Annotated in this window: 17 protein-coding genes; 9 read left to right on the forward strand and 8 right to left on the reverse strand. The window is 36.2% G+C overall.

Features of this window, described 5'->3' with window-relative positions; genetic code table 11:
• Positions 1 to 40: 40 nt before the first annotated feature.
• The 8 genes from ESZ36_RS11050 to ESZ36_RS11085 all read right to left on the reverse strand — a co-directional run bounded on the left by ESZ36_RS11050 (position 41) and on the right by ESZ36_RS11085 (position 11307).
• A complete protein-coding gene (locus tag ESZ36_RS11050) occupies positions 41 to 871 on the reverse strand; it encodes a hypothetical protein (RefSeq protein WP_146787686.1) in 831 nt (276 codons plus the stop codon).
• A gap of 70 nt (positions 872 to 941) precedes the next feature.
• The gene (locus ESZ36_RS11055) at positions 942 to 3086 is read right to left on the reverse strand and encodes a transporter substrate-binding domain-containing protein (protein ID WP_146787689.1); all 2145 of its coding nucleotides are present in this window, start codon (positions 3084 to 3086) and stop codon (positions 942 to 944) included.
• Between the two features lie 164 nt (positions 3087 to 3250).
• Positions 3251 to 4921: a glutamine--tRNA ligase gene (gene glnS, locus ESZ36_RS11060; protein WP_146787692.1), complete on the reverse strand. Its 1671-nt coding sequence runs from the start codon at positions 4919 to 4921 to the stop codon at positions 3251 to 3253.
• 264 nt (positions 4922 to 5185) lie between these two features.
• Positions 5186 to 6472 carry an HD domain-containing phosphohydrolase gene (locus ESZ36_RS11065; protein ID WP_146787695.1) on the reverse strand — a complete coding sequence of 429 codons (1287 nt, stop codon included), beginning with the start codon at positions 6470 to 6472 and terminating at the stop codon, positions 5186 to 5188.
• Positions 6473 to 6725: 253 nt separating this feature from the next.
• Positions 6726 to 7136: a hypothetical protein gene (locus ESZ36_RS11070; protein ID WP_146787698.1), complete on the reverse strand. Its 411-nt coding sequence runs from the start codon at positions 7134 to 7136 to the stop codon at positions 6726 to 6728.
• Between the two features lie 238 nt (positions 7137 to 7374).
• Positions 7375 to 8388 (reverse strand): glycosyltransferase family 2 protein, encoded by a 1014-nt coding sequence (locus ESZ36_RS11075; protein WP_146787701.1) that lies wholly within the window; start codon positions 8386 to 8388, stop codon positions 7375 to 7377.
• Positions 8389 to 8401: 13 nt separating this feature from the next.
• On the reverse strand, positions 8402 to 9667 hold the full coding sequence (locus tag ESZ36_RS11080; RefSeq protein WP_146787703.1) for an oligosaccharide flippase family protein: 1266 nt from the start codon (positions 9665 to 9667) through the stop codon (positions 8402 to 8404).
• Positions 9668 to 9840: 173 nt separating this feature from the next.
• Positions 9841 to 11307 carry a sigma-54-dependent transcriptional regulator gene (locus tag ESZ36_RS11085; RefSeq protein WP_146787706.1) on the reverse strand — a complete coding sequence of 489 codons (1467 nt, stop codon included), beginning with the start codon at positions 11305 to 11307 and terminating at the stop codon, positions 9841 to 9843.
• Positions 11308 to 11687: 380 nt separating this feature from the next.
• On the opposite strand from ESZ36_RS11085, the gene ESZ36_RS11090 reads away from it, so the two are divergent.
• The 9 genes from ESZ36_RS11090 to ESZ36_RS11130 all read left to right on the forward strand — a co-directional run bounded on the left by ESZ36_RS11090 (position 11688) and on the right by ESZ36_RS11130 (position 22799).
• Positions 11688 to 12419 (forward strand): hypothetical protein, encoded by a 732-nt coding sequence (locus ESZ36_RS11090; protein WP_170235825.1) that lies wholly within the window; start codon positions 11688 to 11690, stop codon positions 12417 to 12419.
• A 175-nt stretch (positions 12420 to 12594) separates the two neighbouring features.
• Positions 12595 to 13902 carry a WecB/TagA/CpsF family glycosyltransferase gene (locus ESZ36_RS11095; protein ID WP_170235826.1) on the forward strand — a complete coding sequence of 436 codons (1308 nt, stop codon included), beginning with the start codon at positions 12595 to 12597 and terminating at the stop codon, positions 13900 to 13902.
• Positions 13902 to 14582: a sugar transferase gene (locus ESZ36_RS11100; RefSeq protein WP_146787715.1), complete on the forward strand. Its 681-nt coding sequence runs from the start codon at positions 13902 to 13904 to the stop codon at positions 14580 to 14582. Before ESZ36_RS11095 ends, ESZ36_RS11100 begins: the two co-directional genes overlap by 1 nt.
• Before the next feature lie 298 nt (positions 14583 to 14880).
• Complete coding sequence (locus tag ESZ36_RS11105) at positions 14881 to 16158, forward strand: polysaccharide biosynthesis/export family protein (RefSeq protein ID WP_211357779.1); 1278 nt, start codon at positions 14881 to 14883, stop codon at positions 16156 to 16158.
• 7 nt (positions 16159 to 16165) lie between these two features.
• Complete coding sequence (locus tag ESZ36_RS11110; RefSeq protein ID WP_146787717.1) at positions 16166 to 17578, forward strand: GumC family protein; 1413 nt, start codon at positions 16166 to 16168, stop codon at positions 17576 to 17578.
• A gap of 272 nt (positions 17579 to 17850) precedes the next feature.
• Positions 17851 to 19119, forward strand: coding sequence for an O-antigen ligase family protein (locus ESZ36_RS11115; protein ID WP_146787720.1), 1269 nt, complete (start codon positions 17851 to 17853; stop codon positions 19117 to 19119).
• Positions 19112 to 20257 carry a polysaccharide pyruvyl transferase family protein gene (locus ESZ36_RS11120; RefSeq protein ID WP_146787722.1) on the forward strand — a complete coding sequence of 382 codons (1146 nt, stop codon included), beginning with the start codon at positions 19112 to 19114 and terminating at the stop codon, positions 20255 to 20257. The genes ESZ36_RS11115 and ESZ36_RS11120 overlap by 8 nt, the downstream gene beginning before the upstream one ends.
• On the forward strand, positions 20217 to 21155 hold the full coding sequence (locus tag ESZ36_RS11125) for a glycosyltransferase family 2 protein (RefSeq protein WP_146787725.1): 939 nt from the start codon (positions 20217 to 20219) through the stop codon (positions 21153 to 21155). The genes ESZ36_RS11120 and ESZ36_RS11125 overlap by 41 nt, the downstream gene beginning before the upstream one ends.
• A 246-nt stretch (positions 21156 to 21401) precedes the next feature.
• Positions 21402 to 22799, forward strand: a complete 1398-nt coding sequence (locus tag ESZ36_RS11130; protein WP_246129087.1) for an FAD-dependent monooxygenase — start codon at positions 21402 to 21404, stop codon at positions 22797 to 22799.
• Positions 22800 to 23111 lie beyond the last annotated feature (312 nt).

Here is a 23111-nt window from a genome sequence, read left to right on the forward strand (position 1 = left end):
TTTTTTTGTTTTTATTTTAACTTACGAGTTCATAGAATAGTTAAATAGGAAAACTAAACAGTAAACGAAAAGCACTAAAATTTTGACTATAGCGATAACTTAATCCTAACCGCTCAATTCCCGCCCACGAATAACCGATCGTTTTAGCAAATTTCAACGTAAAACCAAACTCTACACTGTTAGTTAGCGTGACATTTTTTTCTTCATCAAAACTTTGCGTTCGAGGTGTTAGAAAATCAACCTCACTAAAATACCAAAAGGCAGTAGCAAAAAGTCTCGGCTGAAATTGGTAACCTAACACCCGATATTGCAATGGTAGACCCATATCGATTCCTAGCTGAACCGCGGCGTAGGAGTCTTGAGCATCATAACCATTTCCATCATAACGTGCGTAATAAATTCTATTTGCCCAAATAGCATCATAGTTTTTTATTTCGAAATGATAAAGCGCTGAAACGCCTGATGAATGAACACTAACGCCTTTATTCGTCGTTAGGTTTCGGCCATAACCTACATCAATATAACTCTCAATAAACCAATCTTTACTGTATTGATAGTTAAACGCAATCCCGGGCGTAAAGGTCACCGTGCCAACGTTATCGGGTAAATCAAGGTTAGGTAAATCAGCTAGTTCAAAGTCAAAAAAACCGACTGAAACAGGTAAACGTAAACCATAAGTTGTTTTCCCCTCATGCCCTAGTTCATAGGAAAACGGCATACTGATTAAACTAGCATTTTGACCTGTGGTTTGATAAATACCACTACCTAAGTAATTAGCGTAAGCATAATGTACCGGCTCGATGTCTTCAGCTTTTACAGACATAATCGTAATACTAAACAGCATTAAAATAATGACTATTACTGCTTTCATAATTTATACACTATTAATAATAAAGAAATGGTTATTTTCCTCATCCTCAAAACATAGATTAATGACCCTATTAATCAGTAATGCGAATATAACTTAAATAGCGCTGATGAATATCGCGCACATAATTTACCGGCTCTCTTCCTCGTACATAACCAAAGCGTGCTTTGTTATAATATTGTCTGCGCTGAAGTAATAACATGGCTTTTTCAACATTATTAAACCATCGATCACTTCTTAGCCCTAATTGTCTTGCTAAACGTTGTGCATCTTTTACATGTCCATAACCAGCATTATAAGAGGCAAGAGAGAAAAATATTTGCTCTTGTACCGGTAAATCCTTAGAGAATCGATCTCGGGTCCAATCTAAATATTGCACGCCTGATGCAATGGCTTGTTCAGGATCTTTTAAATCTTTCACTCCCAGCTCTGCTGCTGTTCGCGGTAACATTTGCATTAAACCAAAGGCACCAGTGGAATTACTGGCTATCGGGTCAAACCGGCTTTCTTGATACATTTGCGAGACAATAAGTCGCCAATCAAAATTATACGGTTGTACATGTGAGCGAACAATATCGTCATAGGGCGATAAAATTGAGCCGGACACTAAACGGTACTTATTATGACTTTTTTGCAGTCTTTCATTATAAAAATATTTATTTTTAACTACATTATAAAAAGTACCACGATAGTACTTTCTAACAAACTCATTTAAATAGGCTAATAATTGGGGGTTATTTTGTCTGACTAAGTAAGAGTAAGGAACATCTTCTTTAAAGGTTAGTGGGGTAATAATTTGTGAGCGAAAACTGCTTTCAATGGCGATCAAATTACTATCAGCAATGGTTAAATCTATTTCTTTATCTGCCACCTGAGCGATTAATATTTCGGTAGCAATATCTTCATTTGCTAAAACAATATTAGCGCCAAAATCTTTCGCTAATCTTTGTGCTGTTGCCCAAAAGCTGCTGCTTTTCCTGATGGTTATCGTGCGGCCTTTAAGATCAGTTAGTTCATTTATTTGTGCACTATCTTGATGAGCAACCAACTGTTCTTTTACTCGGTTATAACGAATACTTGTCGTTAGTTTTGCTTTAGTTATTTGTTTTGTTCGTGCTTTAGTACGAGACAGTCCTGCGGCAATAATATCCCCCTTACCCTCTGCTAATAGTTCTAGCATTTCTTCGTAACTATCCGCCACAACAATAACCAATTTGACCTTATGGATATCGGCGAATTTACGCATCAATTCATATTCGAAACCGAGTAACTCGCCACGCCATAAAAAATACGTTTCAGGGCTATTTCGTGTGATTACACGTAAAGGGAGCTTATCTTTTCTTAACTGTTTAAAATCGATAGTACGCTCTGGCTCTATCATTTGCATAACATGATGAACCGATATGAATTCATTTAATTCATGTAAAAAAGTGTCATTATTTAAATTAACGGCCCAAGCAAGATTAATAGCTTTAGGTAAAGTGAAAACACTTTGAATATCATCGCGATATTGTTTTAACGTTTCTAAAGCAAAACCATCAATGACAGTATATTTAGTTAGACCTGCTGCAACACTATCAGCCATTTCCTGAGAACTAACATGCTCTTCAATAATGTTAACTTGCCAGTGAGGATATTGCTTACTAACACTCTCAATATAAGCGGAGCCAATAGGAAGAGAGATATTATTGTCATCATCCTCATTGAAATCTTGTTTGCCCGATTTAGCGATGACCACTTCTTTGTCACGTAAAAGAGGATAGGTAAAACTATATTTATCAAGGCGATTAGTGGTGATGGTTAAATGTCGCGGAATAATATCAACCTCGAATGCTGATAATTTTTTAAACATATCAGCTAAGTTGTTCACCCTATGCCATTTAAGTTTTAAACCTCGTGTATCCGCAAAGTTTTGTAGTAAAGTTGTATGATATGCCCCTGTAGAGCCTGCTCGTGGCAATGCAGACTCCAACTTCCAATCAAGTTTTACAGCATTGATGTGCCCTGATGCTAGTATTTCAGACCACTTTCGGGCAGCTGTTCTTTTTATTACAACGTTTACTGGTTTTTTTGTTTCCGGCTTTAGTTCGTTTTGTTTCCCATTTTGGCTCATGTCAGTTTTAGGGTTTTCTTCTACTGGAGGCTGTTCTTGACAGCCTGCTAGGATAAGTAGCATAAAAAAACTTGCTGTGATTATTGCAACTAACTGTTTATTCATTAAATATGACCGAACTAATGATGTATACCTTGCCTATAAGACTAACAGATTTAACAAAAAAAAAGCCAGTGGTAAGTTTAAATAACTCACCACTGGCCTTTTTAATAAGACGCTGAAAATAATGTTAAGGAATTAACGCCATTTTTGCTCTTTTTTTATTTAGCTTACTGACTAATTTTAGCCCAAGTATCACGCAGCCCAACCGTGCGATTAAAGACTAATGCACCAGGCTCTTTAATGTCATTATCTAGGCAAAAGTAGCCTTGACGCTCAAATTGATAAGCAAATTCAGGTTTTGCCTCTGCTAGTGATGGCTCAACTTTAGCTCCCGTAATAGTGACTAAAGACTCAGGGTTAATAACTGAATTAAAATCATCTTCGGCTGCAGGGTTAGGCACGGTAAATAATCGGTCATATAAACGTACTGTCGCATCCAGTGATTTATTGACATCAACCCAATGAATCACGCCTTTAGGTTTAGTTCCATCGGTTGGATTTTTACCTAGCGTATCTTCATTGTAAGTACAATAAACAGTGGTGACGTTACCTTGTTCATCTTTATCACAGCGTGTTGCAGTTACCACGTAGGCACCACGTAAACGTACTGCTTTATCGATGACCAAACGTTTATATTTCTTGTTGGCTTCTTCTCTAAAGTCTTCAGCTTCAATATAAAGCTCTTTAGAAAATGGCACGATCCGTGTCCCTTGCTCGTCATCACTTGGGTGATTCTTAACAATTAGATCTTCATTCTTATCTTCAGGATAGTTTTCAATCACTAATTTAATAGGATCTAAAACAGCCATTGCACGAGGAGCATTATCATTTAAATCTTCACGAATACATGCTTCTAAAACACTAATTTCAATAGTGTTTTCCATTTTAGTTACACCAATTCGCTTGGCAAATTCTCGCATTGACGCAGGGGTATAACCTCGTCGACGAAAAGCCGCAATCGTTGGCATACGCGGATCGTCCCAGCTATCAACTAACTTCTCTTCTACTAACGTATTTAGCTTACGCTTACTCATCAGCGTATATTCAAGGTTTAAGCGAGAAAACTCATATTGATGTGGCGTACTTGGTACTGAAACGTTTTCAATAACCCAGTCATATAAACGTCGATTATCTTGAAACTCTAACGTACAAATAGAATGGGTAATGCCTTCTAATGCATCAGATAAACAATGAGTAAAGTCATACATAGGGTAAATGCACCACTTATCACCTGTTTGATGATGATGGGCAAAACGTACACGATAAATGATAGGGTCGCGCAAACACATAAAGCTTGAAGTCATATCAATTTTAGCGCGTAAGGCACAAATGCCTTCTTCAAATTCGCCATTTTTCATTTTGGCAAATAAGGCTAAATTTTCTTCTACTGAAGTATCACGATAAGGGCTATTTTTACCTGGTTTATTCAAAGTTCCACGATACTCACGTGTTTCTTCCGCATTTAAGAAGCAAACATACGCCAACCCTTTTTCAATAAGTTCAACCGCAAAACCATGTAATTGGTCAAAGTAGTTAGAAGAATAGTTAATATCCCCTGCCCACTCAAAACCTAACCACTTCACATCTTTTTGAATAGCATGAACGTAATCAATGTCTTCTTTTTCAGGGTTGGTATCATCAAAACGTAGGTTACATAAACCGTTATAATCTTGGGCAATGCCAAAATTTAAGCAAATAGCTTTTGCATGACCAATATGTAAGAAGCCATTCGGCTCTGGTGGAAAACGTGTTTGCACACTTGTGTGTTTACCACTATCTAGATCGGCATCAATGATATTACGAATAAAGTTTGTTGGGCGGTTTTCGGTATCCGACATGAAAATAAACCTCTGAAAATAACCTAATACAACCGATTCAACTTATCGACTCGGTTGGAATGAAGCTTGATATAAAGTACGTTTTACGCACAAAGATACCCAGCATTATAGCAAGTGTTTACGGGGGAGAATAGCGTTAGATAAGAGTATATTGCTTAATACACTCACCACAATATTTTAGTTATTCTGTTATTTCGCTCAACGTGTATATTTCGTGTTCAAATGCTCTTAGGAAAGAGATTATCATTACTGCATCGTGGAATATCAACGAGCATAAACAAGAAAAAACTCTCCTTGGCTCTTTTCAATTTCAAGGAGTCTATCAATATGATGCTGCTCTATGCTGGTTCCTTTCGTTAGCATTGGTTTTTTATCCGCATTGACAATATCTCTTGATAACATCATGCCTTCTCGTAAATCACTACAATTGAGTAGGTAGTCTACTTTACCTTCACTTGAACTAGGACGCTCTTCTAGTATGGTTAAATAGTAATTAACTAAGCTTGGGTCGAACATAGTCTTAGCTAGTTCTTTAATACGATGTTTGGCTTCTGCCGTCGGTGTTTTAACCTGCGACTGACGCCCATTAACTAAATTATCATACATTGAAACGATGGCAATAATTCTTGAGCCTAGCGGGATCTCATCAGCTGTTAGGTGTTCAGGCGCAGAAGTGCCATTATAGTTTACCGGAATATTTTTTATTATTTCGGCGACAAAGGAAAGTTCGTCAACTCTATTGAGTAGCTCGTAGCTTTTTTGATAAAAAGCACTGTATAGATTTTTTTCCTGTTGCGTCAAGGTATCTATAGGTTTGTTAAGTAACGTTTGCTCTAGGGATAACTTTCCTGTTTCATACAACAAGCCAGCGATATAAATCTGAAAAGTAGTAAGTTTATCGCAGGAATGCATTTCTGCAATTAACCTAGCATGGGCTGCAACGCGGAAATTGTGGCGTGAATCATCTTGATTATGCAAGCAAATTGTTTCTGCATAAATATCAATAAAGGTCGAAAATGTCTTTTTAAGCCGACCGAAGCTATTCGCTTCTCGGGTAGAAATAAGTTTTAATTTTTGTTGGTTTTTATTGGTTTCTAATTCAAGCGAACTATTAATCAATGATAGCTCTGCATTTTTAGCCAAATTAACTTTTAATAAATGTTTAGTTTTTCTTTCATTAAGATACAGTTCATAAGCACTTTTCAGCTTAGTCACTAGCTCCTCATTGTCCCATGGTTTTGAAAAGTAGTGAGAGATTTTTCCTTCGTTAACGGCTATCACTGTTGAATTAATATCAGCATGCCCTGTTAACAAAAATCGTTTACAGTGAGAGTTAATTTCAATGATTTTTCCTAAGAATGTTGCCCCGTCCATGATAGGCATTCTCATATCTGTAAGAACCAGCGGAATGTTAGGATTATCTTGATAAAAGCCAATGGCTTCATTGGCATCTGAAAATAAATACAATTGAAAATGTTTACGTAAAACACGGTTTAACGCGTTTAACACTTCCTTTTCATCATCAAGTATTAGTAATGAAGGTTTTTCCATTTATTGTTCCTTGGTTATCGACCATCAATTAAGTTATCACATAAAATTAATTGCACAATTAGTTCGGCTAATTATAACTGAGTATTTTTATATATATAACCGTTATCATTCAAAGTGAAAGATCTCAGTGGGGATTAAAGTGACTTTTGGCAAGACAACTAATTTATAAGTTTTTATTTATCACAAAGACCACAAATAGAATAAATAAATCCCTGCTAAGTTTATAAATATTCGGTCAATTAAATATAGAGTGTTAAAGATAACTTTTGAATTTATCCCAAATACCTAGGGATTCATTTGGAAACAAATCAATCCCTAACCATGATTTTAGTAAGTAGATAAGCACAAAAGTGCAGCCAATAATAATTAAACCAATAATAAATATAACGAATAAAAACATAGTAAAAGCGATAAAACGTTCCGCTGGTACAAGTCCCCTTCTATTTATACCAACAAGAAACACAAGATAAAAATTCCAGGGTAAAAATGGGAGTGCTAACGTAGGCCTAAAATCTACATTGTGTTGACGCCAGTCTTGACTGGTAATACTTTTTTGCAATGCTTTACGCTGTTCACCAGTAAAGCTGTCAGCAACAGACTTTTCCATGCCGCTTAATAGTTGATTTACTGTTGAGGTTTTATCCAATTTTTTAATACGATTCATATTACCTCTCAATGTGAATTGGATTAATTGAATGATACTTTTTGTTACTACGTTTACTGATAAAAATTCATTACTCTAACCGCTGCTTAGTTCAACTTTATACTCGTGACCTCTGCTTTTCGTTTACAAAGTTATTTACTCTTTTTTGACTTTAGACTAGTCGAATTCGACCCATCAAATCAAAAGATTACATTAAGCTTAGATGGTGAAATATAGTGGAATTCACAAATTTTTCATATTACTGCTTAATTGAACTGTTACCAAAATTCAACATGGCAAATTTCTCTATACGACTATATAGCTTACTTGGTAAAAACTTTAACCAAGCGCAACACAAAGTCATGACGGTACGACTAGGCTCCTGCAGAATAATTCTATAGTTACAGTATATTGCTTGGTGAATAAGTTTGAATGCTGTGACCTTACTCTTTGATTGTATAGCTCTTCTTGCTAAATACCTTAACTGATACGCTTTTGCTAAGCTGTAAAACTGTTTGAAGAAAGTTGGATCAGATGCTTTGTTTAACATGACAGCGTGTTGCCAACTTGCAAACTGTTTATCTACATCAGCCGACAGACCTGAATCATTAACACGGTAATAAGTTAACGGTGAACTAATTCCTTCAAATTGCCATTTTGTGTTTAACGCTATCCGTGTCCAAAGTTCAATATCTTCTGATTGTCTTAAGCTCTCATCAAAATACATTTTTCGGTATTTATCTTTATTCATACCGAAACAGCCAACTTCTGACAATACTGATCTTCTAATGACAGGTGAAGAACCATTACCTACCGGGTTTCGACAAAAAATATGCTGTTTAGTAATATTCTTAAGTTTAGGGAATTGGCCAACACCTAAAAGTACACCTTCCTCATCAATGAATAATGAAGGGCAATAGCTAATACCCACTTTTGGGTTCACACTTAAATGTTGAATGTGCTTGGCTAATTTATCAGTTGCCCAATAATCATCTGCGTCCAATAAAGCAATGTATATTCCTCTGGCAGACTCTATACCTGTATTTCGAGCACCTGACAAACCTCTGTTAGCTTGTCTAACAACCTTAATACGAGGATCGGTAAAGTTATTAACTATATCCAAGGTATTATCAACACAGCCATCATCAACCAAAATAAGTTCAAAATGATGGTAACTCTGATTAAGGACACTATTAACACTTTGCTCTATATATTTTTCTACGTTATACATTGGAATAACGACCGATACTACCGGAATTGAATTAGCTTCCATGTGTTTTCTCCTATCAAATTACAGTACGTAAATTGTTACTAAAGGGCTTTATTACATTAATTAAATAAATTGGAATTAAACAAAATAAACTACTAAAAAATATCACCAAAGCGAACTCCATAGGCTCACTGGGAGTAAAGATAAAAAGCGTTACTAGACTGATGAAAAGACAGACTAATCGAGTAAATGTTTCCCGGTGGTATTGCTCGGTTACACGCTGCATGCAACACACAATATCGATTATTAAATTAGGGAGTGCGACTAAACATAAGATGGTAATAATAGGTATCGCTGAAGACCACTTTTCATCAAATAGAATAGGAACATAAATGGGTGCTAATAGCGCTTGAATAACAAACAGCAAGCCAATGCCTAAAGAGATAACAAATACTTTTTTTTGTTGTACTAATAACTGACCTTTTCGTTCTAATTTACACAAGTATGGGAATAAGGCACCAATATAGACTTGGCTAATTGACTGACTTAAGCCAACACCTGCGTTCTTCGCAAAGGTATAAAATCCAAAAAGTTCAGGTGTTAATAACCTACCGGCAATGAATGTATCCGCATGAAGTCGAATACCACGAAGAAATTCAGTATTAAACAGCTTTCCTGATGTTTTAAGCATCTGATGAATGATAAAGGGTTTACAACCAACCCCATATGATTTGACAGGTGAGAATGAAAATAACAATAACCAAAAGATTGAAAAAGCAATTTTTCCCAAAGCCACCGATAAGATATCGGCTCCTAATAAAGCGGCAATTGCAATTGTACAGTTTTCAATAATTACACAAAGGCCATTTCTAATACTGAACCAACGCATTTTGTTTTCACGCTGCAATAAAAATATTTTAATGCTTACCCACGGATATAGAAGGTAAATTACAGCCATCGTTTGTAATAAAAGTGTTATGTCATCATTATCATAAAGTGATGAAAAGTAATTTGCTGAACTGAATTGCCCTATCGCTATGGTTAAGCAAATACCCCATTGGATCACGATACCATTTTTAGCAAAATTTTCTAATTGATGTTGTTTACAATTAATAATTTGGCTACCAACACCTGCACGCAACAACAATCCAAAAACATCGTGAAATGCTAAAGCTAACATCGCAGTACCGTATGACATTGGTGATAATTGAGCAGCTAGCACAATAATGGTGAAAATTCGGGATGTTTTTGCTACAAATTCGGCACTGAGTAACCAAATAGTATTTGATAACAGCTCAATAACTGAATTAAATTGTATTCTAAAAAAATGTAGCAACTGCATTAGAATATTCCTGAATCATTGTTAATTAACAAGGTAGCTTCAAGATTCATTCCAACATGGAGTTTTTTTAATTCATTGATTTTAAATGGATTTATTTTAAGTTAAATATAACCACCGAGATTATTTGCATGATGAAAATCATTACAGTGGTTATTTGCATATTAGGAATACGGTTACTCTGCTGGCGATGTTTGCCATTGCTGTATTTTGCGATAGAGCGTTGATGGACTCACACCTAATTCACTTGCCGCTTTTACAATATTGTCTTGGCACAAGTCTATAGCCTGTTCAATAGTCTGTTTTTCAACTTCAGCCAGTGTAATAATTGGTGATGGCAAATGATTAACCTGATGAGCTTTATTATTTTGATTGTTCGGGGTTATTGAAGGAATGACGCTTTCTTTTTGTGAATTAAACACTGGCTCCGCTTGTTTGCTTTGTTTACCAAGTTGCTGAGCAATAATTTTTTCAGAAATCAGAGGTCCTTCAGACATAACTGTTGAGCTATGAATGATATTTTGTAACTGACGAACATTACCCGGCCATGAATAAGACTTTATCAATGCTTCTGCTCCAGAAGAAAATCCAGCAAACACTTTACCCTCAATTTCACTAAAGTGGCTTAAAAAGTGTTCCGCCAATGTAAGAATATCATTATCTCGTTCATTTAACGGCGGTAAATCTATTGAAATAACGTTTAACCGATAAAAGAGATCTTCGCGTAATTTATTTTCAGCGATAGCAATTTGTGGTTCTCTATTCGTAGCACTAATAAAACGAATATCTACTTTTTCTTCTTTTCCACTACCAACCTTTTGAAAACAACCCGTTTGGATAAATCGTAATAATTTTGCTTGTAAACCAATATCCATTTCGCCTATTTCATCAAGAAATAGACTACCACCATTTGCCAGAGAGGCTGCCCCATCTCGGTTAGAAACAGCGCCAGAAAATGCACCTTTAATATGACCAAAAATTTCTGATTCCATTAATTCTGACGGAATAGCCGCACAATTAAGCGCGATAAAGGGTCCGTTTTTCTTTTTACTTAATCGATGAATTGCTTGAGCTGCAACTTCTTTACCTGCGCCACTTGGTCCTGTGATAAAGACAGAAGCGTTACTAGGTGCACTTTGTTCGATACATGAGTAAACAAATTGCATAGCCACTGAATCACCTATGAAGCCTTCAAAATTTGATTTATGATATTTTTGGTATTGATCAATTGTTCTACGCATTAAAGTTCGTTCAGCCAAAACCTGCTGTAATTGTAAGGCTTGTTTTAACTTTATTATAAGATCGAAGTTATCCCAGGGCTTCTGAAGAAAACCCCATATATGACCATTGTTAATCAAATTAACGATCATTTCCATATCGCCATGGCCTGTCAGCACCATACGAACTGTTTCTGGTGAAATTTTAGCTACCTGTTCCAGTAATTGATTACCATCCATACTTGGCATATTAAAATCAGACACGATGACATCTACAGGACACTCATTAATAATATCCAGTGCATCTTGCCCACTCGAAGCTGTTAAAATAACAGCATCCAGTTTTTTTGTAATACGTTCAAGAGAACGCAGAATTTCTGGTTCGTCATCTACAAATAAAATTCTAGATTTATTTAAGTTCTGCATTTCCAATCCTTAAAATTGCGATTATTGATCATCTAAATTAAATTCAGCAAACACTCAACCGTGTTTTAAATAACTGTTGTCAAATTGATATCTTTCATTTAATAAAACTATAAATATCAAAAACTTTAACAAGCACCAGTTGTGATTATAATAAAACTTTATTTGTTTATATAGATAAATCATAGTTGATATTCATCATTAATAAATGCTCGATAAATAAATATAACCGTTAATTATAAAAAATTGCAAAACATATTTAAATTCAATCGTATAGCCAATAGTAATGCTGAATAAATGCTTTAGTGAAATATATGGAGCAAATATTGCTTGTTAACTTTAAATTAGAGAAAAATTATTGGTTAACTGCAAAGGTGAAATTTATGCAACATAAAACATTAATACTCAGTATTGCTCTAAACGGTTATCAATGGATGTATCAACGGGAGCTTAAATCTCATCAACGCTATGCACAAAAATACGGTTATGTTCACCAAGCCGTAACACGTCCTTTTGTTTCTGCCCTAGGGGTAGAGTGTTGCTGGCTTAAATTAACATTAATGCGAGCGGCTTTATTGTCCGGGTATGAGAATGTATTGTTTTTGGATGCCGATACTATGGTTAATCCAAATTGCCCTAGTTTAACCAATGTGTTTCAAGCGGGAAAGTATGTGTATATGGCAAAAGGATATTCGAATAGATTCAATTCTGGAGTGCTTTTAGCGAGAAACAATGTAATAACCATAGAGTGGCTTACCCGGGTTATTGATTCCCGGTTTGATAAAGTACAAAGTGAAAATGATGTGGGTTGGGGCGAAAATGGCCATGTTATTGAATTCAGTAAAGGAGTCCATTTTATAGTAGAGCTCGAACAGAAGTGGAACAACACATTCGATTATCAGTTAAAAGATTATATTCGTCATCGCAATTGTGGTCCTATGAGAACGGGCTTTTTTAATAATTTTTTTCATAAAATTGTTTTTTTTCTATCAGCCCGATTATTAGCTTTCGTTAATAAAAACAAGTTCATTTCTGCTAGGAAACTTAACGAAGATATTCTGTCACGAGAAACAAATATAATTCTATCTATCTACTCGAAAATTATCTGCCTCTAAAAAATCATAAATATATTGCAAAATGATAATATAATTTCTATTTTGCAATATTTTATCACCACCGCTTTCAATAAAAAGTACAAAATCCTTTATTTACAATCACATAAAATAAAAATACAGATTGGCATAGCTTAAGCAATGTATCAGTTAACCCTCAATGATTAGGTTAACTGAAATGATAAATACTAAATTCTCACTTCAAACGATGACTCAATCCCTTAAGCATTACGATTCCATTAATCATCATTACAGTGGCTCATTTATGGATCGCCCTATTGCACTTATGCTTATTTTAATTCTTCTCCCCTGCTTCCTAATCAATATAGTGTTGGCTCTATGTACTAAAAGAAGCTTATTTTCATTGCAACATAAAATAGATGCTTTAAGCAGACCGGTTATATTACATGCATTTAGTTGTGGTATTTGGGTCAAAACCGCCGTTTTATTTGATATTTACTTCGGAAAAATTTCTTTTTGCGGTATTCCTCTAACACACAGGTTATCACCCGATATACAGTTTTGTGTTATGAACCAAATTAAATGTAAAGCAGGCCTTTTTAGTTTGTATGATTTACACCTTAAAACGGGTTTAACAATAATGAGTAAAGAGCAACTACTTGAACAGCAGCTTAATGGTAATGCAGCTGATTATTTAGCACTTATTATTAAAAGTTTTATGTCTGTTATTTTTTATGGTCAAGAAATAAAAAAACCAATAAAAAAACCAATAAAAAATAATAGCTTATCCTTGTTTGGTTTAAACGTTAAAAACACATCTATGGCAGAAGCTGTTGACTGGATAACACACTCTCAGACACAACCAAATAAAACTCAAATAGTTTTTTTTATTAACGTACATTCAATCAACTTGTCGATAAGCGATCCTAAATTTTTTAATCAATTATCAAATGCTAATGCTTTATTCGCCGATGGTTCAGGCATGAGGTTAGCTGCGAAAAAGGCGGGTTTTCTTCTTAATGGCAATAATAACGGTACAGACATGTTGCCTCACATTTGTAGAAGCTGTGTTGAAAAAAACCAATCTTTGTATTTTTTTGGTGCTAAACCCGGTATTGCTCAACAAGCAGCGAATGCATTATGCAATCAATTCCCTGGTCTTAACATTACTGGTACCGAGCATGGTTATAACGAAGATAATAATTCTGAACAAATTATCGAATCAATAAACAATAGCGGTTGCGACATATTATTAGTCGCTATGGGCTCACCAGTACAGGAGAAATGGTTACTCGATCACAGAGACAAATTGCAATGCAAAACCGCATTAGCTGTAGGTGGACTATTTGATTTTTATTCTGGCAATATTTCACGTTCACCTATGTGGTTAAGAGAAATAGGTATGGAATGGATGTGGCGTTTATTACAAGAACCTCGCGATAAATTTAACCGATATGTTATTGGTAATCCAATTTTTTTATATAGAACTTTCATTCTTGGTTTAGTGAATACAGGGGAAAAATAATGACTATTCAAATTTTACAACTCTTTAAAAATAACGCTTTATTTACTGGTACTCACAAAGCCATTGGTAAAAATTACAAACATAAAGGGATCCCGGTTATCTTGCAACAAACAGTCGCATTCATTGCGTTACTATTAATTAGCCCATTACTTTTATTAGTGCTGCTTTTAATTAAAATTGAAAGCTCAGGCAGTGCATTATTCTCTCAAACAAGAGTGGGTGAGAATGGTCGACATTTTAAAATGTATAAGTTCCGTTCCATGTATTTAAAAACTGACCCTAATTATCAAGAGCCAGATCCTACACAAAGCTCTCGAGAAGGCGTTTGTAAAAAGTATATTAATGACCCAAGAATTACCAAGATTGGGCAATTTATCAGAAAATATTCGATTGATGAGATCCCACAGTTATTTAATATTGTTAGAGGAGATATGTGCTTGGTGGGCCCTAGACCTGCATTATCTATTGAAACTTATGAATATGATAATGTAGTTCAAACAAGATTATTTACCAAGCCGGGTCTAACTGGTTTATGGCAAGTATCTGGCCGAGCAGACACTAATTTTGAAGAACAATTACAATTAGACAAAACCTATATTAAGCAGCAAAGCTTTTTAATGGATTGTAAAATAATAGCACTAACGATACCTGCCGTGTTAAGTGCAAAAGGTGCTTATTAATATTAACCACTTTTTCGTGCTACGACATAATTAAAAAATTACTTATTAAAGATTAAAGTGAATTAATAAAACTCATTATTAATTCACTTTTTTACTTTCTATTCATATCTATTTTGGCTATTTCCTTGTAAATAGCATTTTGCAAAATAGATAAAGCGTATTGCACATTGCAAAACCATGTAACAACTCACTTAAACAATATAAAAAGTTCTTTAAATACAATAACTAAAAATAAAATAACTCTTGGTACGTTAAGTGCAAATACTGTTTATATAGTTAGCATCACCATGGAGATATTATGCTGTATCACACATTTAAAAATTATAAAATGATACCAGTACTTGTTGCTTTGTTAGCAGCTTTAGTTACACAAGGTTGTACTAGGCATTCTTCAGAAAACATGGATAAATCTGCACTTCGGTTTTATGGTAATCCTTCTGACAATGGCGATGACTTTATTCATGAAAAGGCACCCAACAGTGTCTTTTCTGACGGCTTAAGTTGTAGTCAGTTTCAAAATATGGGGGCGGCATTAAACTATAGAACAGATAAACCATTAAATTTAAATACATCGAACATGAAAGCTTCAGCCAAGAACGATCCTATTTTGGCACAAGGTTTACTATTGAGTCCTGGGGATTTAGTTGAAGTGATTATAGAAGATGGCGAAGGCTTTAATGGTCGTTACATTGTTGATAATGCAGGTTATGTCAAATTACCGATTATTGGTGTTGTTGAGGCCGGCGGAGCGACAACCAATAAATTGGAAACAAAAATTGAACTTGCTCTTATTAGAGCAGAAATATTTCAGCCTGATAGTGCAAGCGTAACCATATATGTTTTGAATTGGTCATCAATTGAAGTAGCTGTTGCAGGTGCTGTTTTTCAACCCGGTACAGTATTGATCAATAAGAAACCTACCGGCATTCAAAATTCAGAACATTTAGAAGCTTACGGTGATTATTCAACCACGCGTTTATTATCTGAAGCCATAAGAGCAGCATCAGGTATTAGACCTGATGCCAAATTAGATCAAATAATTTTGATAAGTAAAGGCTGGCAGGTACAAATAGATATGACTGGCATGTTAACTGGAAACCTAGTTAATGATTATCCCTTAGTCGCCGGTGACAGAGTAATAGTGCCTAGTACAGGTTGTTTTCAAGCTCATTTAGTTAGACCAAGCCAAATTACACCTAAAGGTTTTCGTGTGTTTATGTCTAATCTAATTGATTCAGCAGGCGATAACTCTAGTGCCGGTATTGGCCGATTTTCAACAAGCCTGCCCTATGGCACACGCTTACTTCAAGCAGCTGTTTCTGCTAACTGTGTTGGTGGTAAAGAATGGACTAATGCACCACGTAGAGTTGTGCTTTCAAGTAAAAATCCGATAACGGGTGAAACGCAAGTCATCGAACGTTCCGTTGAGCAGTTGATGACAATGCCGAATAAAGCGCGAATTAACCCTTATCTTATGCCAAACGATGCAGTTGCATGCTATGACTCAGACATTACCAATTATCGAGATATAGCTAAAACCCTTACTGACCTTATTATTCCATTCAAATTATTATAGGTGATTTATGAAGTATCCTATTGTTCCATTGACAAAATTTGGATTATTTAGAGCAAAAACATATGCGGTATTGAAACGCCCCTATTTGGTGATGGCTTTAGTTTCTTATTTAATAGTTACACTGCTTGTAATAATTTATTTAAATAAAGCCCCTTCATTTACCAGTGATATGGAAATGGTATTACCCGGCACAGGTAGTAGTAACAGCGTATCCTTAGATAATGTTGGTCAAGTTGTCTCACAAACTAATACCCCTTTTTCTGGTGGTGGTTTTAACCCTCGTGTTAATTATAAAGAAATGTTATCTAGCCGAGGCGTAAGAGCTCGTGCAGCAAAAAAACTGCAGCTTTCGCTCGAGGATCTTGGTGATCCTAGAATTAAACTGACTGAGCAAACGTCAATTATTTCACTTGAGATGAGTGCTAATGGTCAAGAATTAGCGCAAGCAAAGACGCTTGCCTTATATGAATCACTCCAAGACGAGCTAAATAACTTAAGAGCTGATGAAGTATTACGTCGAGATCAAAGTATTGAACAGGTGCTTGACCGATACCGAGAACGAATGAACATAACACGTAATGCCATTGTTGATTTTCAACAGCGTTCAATTGTCGTTTCAACAGACCAAATGGACCAATTAGTAAGAACTCTTTCAGGGGTTAAAGAAAAGCACCTTTATGTCAAAGCTGAAGCAAAACAATTGCAAGAATATATATATCAGTTAAGCGATGAGCTAGGCGTATCACCCAAATTAGCGGGGCAAGCTTTTGCACTGCAATCTGATGTTGAATTTCGTGCTTACATTACTGAGTTAAAGGAAAGCATAACCCAACTAACTGAGTACAGTTCAAGGTGGGGAGTGAATCATCCTAAAGTGAAAGCACAACAAAAAAGATTAAACTTTACGCGTATTTCGATTAACGAACGAAGCAATCAAATGTACGGGGTAAATTCTACTGAAATATTTAATTCATTGAATTTAGATTTAAACCCGAAACGCTCTGAGTTATTTGCAGATTTAATTGACGCATACGCAAAGCAAAAAGGCCAAGAGTCAATGCTGGAAGATTTAGGACGTTCAGCTCTACATTTAGCAGACCAATTAAAAATTTATTCTCGAGAAATTGTCGAATTAGAGCGTTTACAAAGAGAATTCAACATGGCAGAAGCAATATTTACTTCTGCTGCAGCAAGGCTTGAAGCGAGTAAGTCAGATGTTTTTGCCTCTTATCCAGTGCTGCAGATGTTAACAACCCCCTCATATCCAATGAAACAAAGCAGCCCTAAAAACATTATTGCTTTTATAAGTGCAATAACTGGATTTATATTTATCACCTTAGGATTAATTATTTTATCTCAACGTAATAAGTTAATTCAAATAATCCTTAAAAAAGAGGAAACGACTTCAGATAATAGTTAGCTTTTTTACATCAACGACAACAACTAATGAATTGCAAAATGATAATAAGCTTTTTATTTTGCAATTCACAAGTACCTTTTTTCTTCATCACGCCCCCCTTATAAACAAATAACTCAGTAATATCAATAGATTAAATTATTTTCACAAGTTTGGCATACATTTAGCTATACCAAGAGTAACAACACGGTTTTAGGCAAGAGACAAAGTAAGTTGCAATAGCATAATACTTTTAAAACAGCCTTTGTATTACTCACCATTGGACTAATGCTCTTATGACAACAAACCAATTAAACCCTAATTCTACCGAAGAAAAGCTGATCTGGTTTGGGTTAACGTTAACCTACCCATTCTTCGCTTTTGGTGGTCTTTATATTATGGGTTCAGTATTAGGTTGGATGATATTTGCAGTGGTTTTATTACGCTGGTATGTCAATGGTAAAGACAAGTTCTCAGCTATCCCTGCCATCGTTTGGTTATGGGTAATTGGTGGTCTGTTTATGTTATTAGCCTTACTGATTGGGCATTCAAATTGGGATTTAGGTTTGGCGAAAACAATTAAATCATCTATTGGCTGGGCAAAAGGTTGGGCCCTTATGCCCCTATTTTTATTTATTGGTGCCTTTGTTGATATAAAACCGCAATTAATCGTTAGAGCCGTATGCATAGTTTCATTTCATTCATTAATTTTTGGACTTGTCACCATGGCTCTTTATATGGCTGGTGTTCATGGCGACTTATTTGTTTCACCTTTAAAAGTTATTGGTGGCCCTGGCGAAACCTTTTTTACCGTGAGTTTCTTCGGATTAAACCCTGAAACAGGTGCTGGACGATGGAGATTTTTTACCCCTTGGGCGCCAGCTGCAGGTTTTATGGCCTGTATATTTTTAATTTTCACTTGCCAAGAAAAAGATTCTTTTTGGAGAAGTACTGGTTTATTAGGCAGCTTTGTTATGTCTTTGTTGTCTCAATCACGTGCTGGCTGGGTTATTTATATCGCCTTAACTCCATTATGTTTCTTACATAAGCATTTTAAAAATCCAATGCTGTTAGTCCTTATTGGGTTAGTGATCCCTGCTATTACCTTGTTAGGCGAGCCTTTATTTAGTTGGTTGAGCAATAGCTATGCAGACATCAAAGCCTCGCGCCCTGAATCAACACGTGTACGTAATACTTTAGAAGTATTAGCGTTACAACGTTGGGAGTCAGAAGCACCAATTTGGGGGCACGGTATCGTAGAAAGAGGCCCTAAGATTGTTGAAGGAATGCCTATTGGATCGCATCACAGTTGGTATGGGTTGTTATTTGTAAAAGGTATCGTAGGACTATTAGCCCTTGCAATTCCATTAGCATTTACTTGTATTTATTTGTTTTGGAACAGCCTCAAAAGCCAAATTTGTTATACCGCAGCGCTAATGCTTGTGGTGTTTATTTGTTACTCCTTTTTCGAAAACCTAGAAATTTTAAGTTTTATTTACTGGCCAGCACTTTTATGGATTGGTATTGCACTTAACCCATTAAAATCAGGAGAAAAATATGTTTAAGAAATATGATGCTTATTTAGTCGGGTATTACGGTATGCGAAATAGTGGTGATGACGCCCTAATGTACGCCACGGCTTGGGCAGCTAAAAATATTCTCGGATGCAATAACACTAAAGTAGGTTTATATGGTGATTACACCAGAGAAACACAAAGTGATAATCAGCTGCCTCTACAGTTTACTCAACAATTTCCGGGGCAAAACAGGTTACTGCATTATAAAACGGCCATTCAGAGTAAACGTATCATTTTTGGTGGCGGTTCAGTTTTACACAGCGAAAACGACATCAATCTAAAAAGACAATTAATGTCTTTAGCTAACCAGAAAAAAAGCTTAGCGGTCGGTATAGGTATCGGTCCCTTTAATTCTACTATGGCTGAAAAATCTTGCGCAAAATTTTTAGATGAATGTGGTTACGTGGGTGTTAGAGATAACGCTAGTTTAGCAATAGCACGAGATATTGCGCCTCATGCAAACGTACACAAAACATTTGATTTGGCGCCATTGTTGTTGTGCTCGAAACAATACAAACCATCGACGAGAGAACGCCAAGGTATCGCCTTAACCTTATGTTCAGTTGCTATTGATGCCATGGGCAATACAGATGAGTTCGAAGAAGAAAAAAGAGTAGAACAATTTGTTCAATTAATTACCAACATATATACGAGAACCGGTGAGCCTATTACCTTGATTGAGTTTAATGGCCATAAGGTATTGGGTGATTGGAAAATTAATAACAATATTATTACCCGTTTATTAGATAAGTACATTCCAGTGTCCATAAAAAAATACGACCCAAACCCTATTGCATTACTCAACAACCTTTCAGACTACAAAGCTATTATAAGTATGCGTTTACATGGTTCTATTCTCGGTTACTTAGCTAAGACCCCCGTTTTATCCATTAATTATCATAGTAAATGCAAAGGCTGGTGTGATGAAGTTGGTCTGCCAGAAGACTATCAAATAGATTTATTTAACCTAGACATTGAAAAAATTGTTTCGCAAATAACACTCGGTGTATCAACAACTTTTAAGCAACCTACTTTATCTGTTGAAAACGCCTTAAAAAATTCTTTATCTAACTGGAGTATTCAAAATGAACAATTTAAATTTTACCGTAGTTATTCCACTGTTTAATAAAGCAGAGCATATTTTAAGAACGCTACAAAGTGTTGAGTGGCAGAAATATCCTGCAGCAGAAATAATTGTGATTGACGATGGCTCTACAGACGATGGCCCTGCCATAGTAAAAAAAGCTAACATGAAAAATGTAAAACTGGTTCATCAGGAAAATCAAGGGGTATCGGCGGCGCGAAATAATGGTGTTGCCTTAGCTAGTCATGACTATGTTGCTTTTTTAGATGCGGATGACCAATGGTTACCATTATTTTTAGACGAAGTTGCACGCTTAATTGTTAAGTTTCCAGAAGCAAAATTCTTTGCCACGCGCTATCAAATAGTCGAATCAGAAGACAACTATTGTGATGCAAAAATTAAGCTAGAAAATATAAACCCAAAAGGCGTGATATTGGATAACTATTTTGATATTGCTTCTCAAGGCGATTTACCTTTTACTATGTCTTCTATGGTAATTGAACGTTCATTATTTCGGTCAATTGGTGGCTTTCCCCTTAATGAGCCAATTGGAGAGGATCAAGATTTATTTTGTCGCGTTGCTTTAAATGCGCCTATAGCTTATTCACCGAACATTCACTCTCTTTATCATAAAGATGCACAAAACCAAGCCAGTAAAACTAATGTTCCATCAACGGAGTGTGGTTTCAGCATTCGTATAACGAAAGAAGCCAGAAAGGATATAAAAAGAAGTAGTGCTAGAGATATGCTTAAATATAGCGCAGCACATTTATGCCACCTTGCGAAACTCAATATTGGCAATGGTAATTTTTCTAAGGCGAGAACCTTGTTATCGGATCCTCGTTGCAAATTAAAGCCTAAACATTTGGTAGGTCTTTACGGACTTTCATGGATACAACAAACAACACAATGGTTAGCAAATGTCATTCATTACAAATAATTATAATTTTTCATCACTAAAAAATCTATTTTCTAGCTTAACTCTAGCTATAGTATCGAATTTCTCACGGATAATAAAAGTCATGTTCATAGCGTTATTATTAGGCTAGCACCCGCTGTATCGGATAAGATGTACCTTATCAAGCAATGATTAAAGTCTTATTGTATAAAAGGTAGTGAAAAGTTGAAAGATGAACAGGTTAACTGGGCTACATGTCATGAATGTCAGGGACGTGGCAAAAGAAGCATGAGGTTACGCAAAAAGGTTAGACTCCGCTATCAAAGAGAGTTAGCGCTATTTGAAAAAACGAATAACGAAGGCACAGCTCCCGTTCGACCTAAGGGTCACCTTTATGATTGCTTGAATTGTTGCGGAACGGGCTTGGTTCAGTCTACCAACCACCCTATAGCAGATACAGAACACTACCCACACGTTGCTATTATTGGTGGTGGTATCGGAGGGGTTGCTTTGGCTGTCGCTTGTTTGCACCGTGGTATCCCCTTTACACTTTATGAACGCGATAGCGGCTTTGATGCTCGTTCTCAGGGCTATGGACTCACGTTACAACAAGCAAGTAAAGCGATCGAGGGATTAGGCATTTTATCGTTAGATAAAGGGCTGATATCAACAAGACATGTGGTTCATACCACAAAAGGAAAAGTGATCGGTGAATGGGGGATCAGAAAATGGCTGCAGTCAGATACGAAAAAGTCACCCAAGCGCACTAATATTCATATCGCACGGAAATCTTTACGCTTAGCTTTGCTTGAACAACTCGGTGGACATGATGCTGTGCAGTGGGGCCACCAGTTAGTCAGCTTTAAAGAAAGTACTAATGAAAACAAAGATCAAGTTGTTGATCTGAGCTTTCAAGTAGCCGGAAAGATAAAGAACGCCAAAGCTGATCTTGTGGTGGGCGCAGATGGTATCCGCAGTTCGGTACGAAAGTTTTTGATTGGTGAGCATACTTCCCCTTTACAATACTTAGGTTGTCTCGTGATCTTGGGTATTTGCCCTTTGGCAGCTCTCGATGGACTTGAGAATTCTTTGCTGGACTCGGCTACTGTGTTCCAAACCGCCAATGGCCATGAGCGGATCTACATCATGCCTTACTCCTCAGACTCGGTAATGTGGCAGCTTAGCTTCCCAATGCCAGAAGAAGAGGCTAAGGCATTGAGTGCCTTAGGGGTTCAAGCACTCAAGGAAGAAGCATGTCGTAGATGTCAGTGGCACGATCCCATACCTCAAATTTTAGCGGCGACTCTAGAAGCACAGATTTCTGGTTATCCGGTGTATGATCGAGCCTTGCTCAAGTCAGAATTGTTGGAGAAAGGAGAGCAAGTGACACTGATCGGAGATGCTGCTCACCCTATGAGTCCATTCAAAGGCCAAGGAGCGAATCAAGCCCTGCTGGATGCGCTTGCGTTGGCTCGAGGGATATCAATAGGATGTAGACCTTTTTCTAAATGGAGAGAAACTGGAATAAGGGATAGTGTGTTAACCGAGTTTGAATCAGAAATGTTAGCACGCAGTGCTTCCAAAGTGAAAGATTCTGCAGAGGCTGCACAATTCTTGCACTCAGATATCGTGCTCCATGAAGGTGATGAGCCCAGAGGACGGTGTCTACAGAGAAAAGATGCATAGTATCAGTCAAGCCAACTAACAGTATAATTTCTGCGTAGAGATAAATAGCGGACATTAAAAGTGTCTATTTACACATAGAACTTCCACAAATAATATGACTTAAAATCGCACCGAATAACCTTTGAAAGGGCTATTCGGTGCCTGAATCAGTCATTTGCTGTACGTCTTTTCAGGCAGTTTATTCTGATCTGTTAAGCGACGTTTACTATATATTTACTATCCTTGAAGATTATTAATTCAAGTATTCAATTTAATTATGGTTTTTAATTTAATTATGGTGATAATACTTGAGTTTTTGCTATATTAATAATC

It is taken from the genome of Colwellia demingiae (assembly GCF_007954275.1).
In the GTDB taxonomy this organism is placed as follows: domain Bacteria; phylum Pseudomonadota; class Gammaproteobacteria; order Enterobacterales; family Alteromonadaceae; genus Colwellia; species Colwellia demingiae.

Coding starts and splice junctions, on each gene's coding strand:
- ESZ36_RS11050 (WP_146787686.1), bottom strand. CDS start 871: ATGAAAGCAGTAATAGTCATTATTTTAATGCTGTTTAGTATTACGATT.
- ESZ36_RS11055 (WP_146787689.1), bottom strand. CDS start 3,086: ATGAATAAACAGTTAGTTGCAATAATCACAGCAAGTTTTTTTATGCTA.
- glnS (WP_146787692.1), bottom strand. CDS start 4,921: ATGTCGGATACCGAAAACCGCCCAACAAACTTTATTCGTAATATCATT.
- ESZ36_RS11065 (WP_146787695.1), bottom strand. CDS start 6,472: ATGGAAAAACCTTCATTACTAATACTTGATGATGAAAAGGAAGTGTTA.
- ESZ36_RS11070 (WP_146787698.1), bottom strand. CDS start 7,136: ATGAATCGTATTAAAAAATTGGATAAAACCTCAACAGTAAATCAACTA.
- ESZ36_RS11075 (WP_146787701.1), bottom strand. CDS start 8,388: ATGGAAGCTAATTCAATTCCGGTAGTATCGGTCGTTATTCCAATGTAT.
- ESZ36_RS11080 (WP_146787703.1), bottom strand. CDS start 9,667: ATGCAGTTGCTACATTTTTTTAGAATACAATTTAATTCAGTTATTGAG.
- ESZ36_RS11085 (WP_146787706.1), bottom strand. CDS start 11,307: ATGCAGAACTTAAATAAATCTAGAATTTTATTTGTAGATGACGAACCA.
- ESZ36_RS11090 (WP_170235825.1), top strand. CDS start 11,688: ATGCAACATAAAACATTAATACTCAGTATTGCTCTAAACGGTTATCAA.
- ESZ36_RS11095 (WP_170235826.1), top strand. CDS start 12,595: ATGATAAATACTAAATTCTCACTTCAAACGATGACTCAATCCCTTAAG.
- ESZ36_RS11100 (WP_146787715.1), top strand. CDS start 13,902: ATGACTATTCAAATTTTACAACTCTTTAAAAATAACGCTTTATTTACT.
- ESZ36_RS11105 (WP_211357779.1), top strand. CDS start 14,881: ATGCTGTATCACACATTTAAAAATTATAAAATGATACCAGTACTTGTT.
- ESZ36_RS11110 (WP_146787717.1), top strand. CDS start 16,166: ATGAAGTATCCTATTGTTCCATTGACAAAATTTGGATTATTTAGAGCA.
- ESZ36_RS11115 (WP_146787720.1), top strand. CDS start 17,851: ATGACAACAAACCAATTAAACCCTAATTCTACCGAAGAAAAGCTGATC.
- ESZ36_RS11120 (WP_146787722.1), top strand. CDS start 19,112: ATGTTTAAGAAATATGATGCTTATTTAGTCGGGTATTACGGTATGCGA.
- ESZ36_RS11125 (WP_146787725.1), top strand. CDS start 20,217: ATGAACAATTTAAATTTTACCGTAGTTATTCCACTGTTTAATAAAGCA.
- ESZ36_RS11130 (WP_246129087.1), top strand. CDS start 21,402: ATGAGGTTACGCAAAAAGGTTAGACTCCGCTATCAAAGAGAGTTAGCG.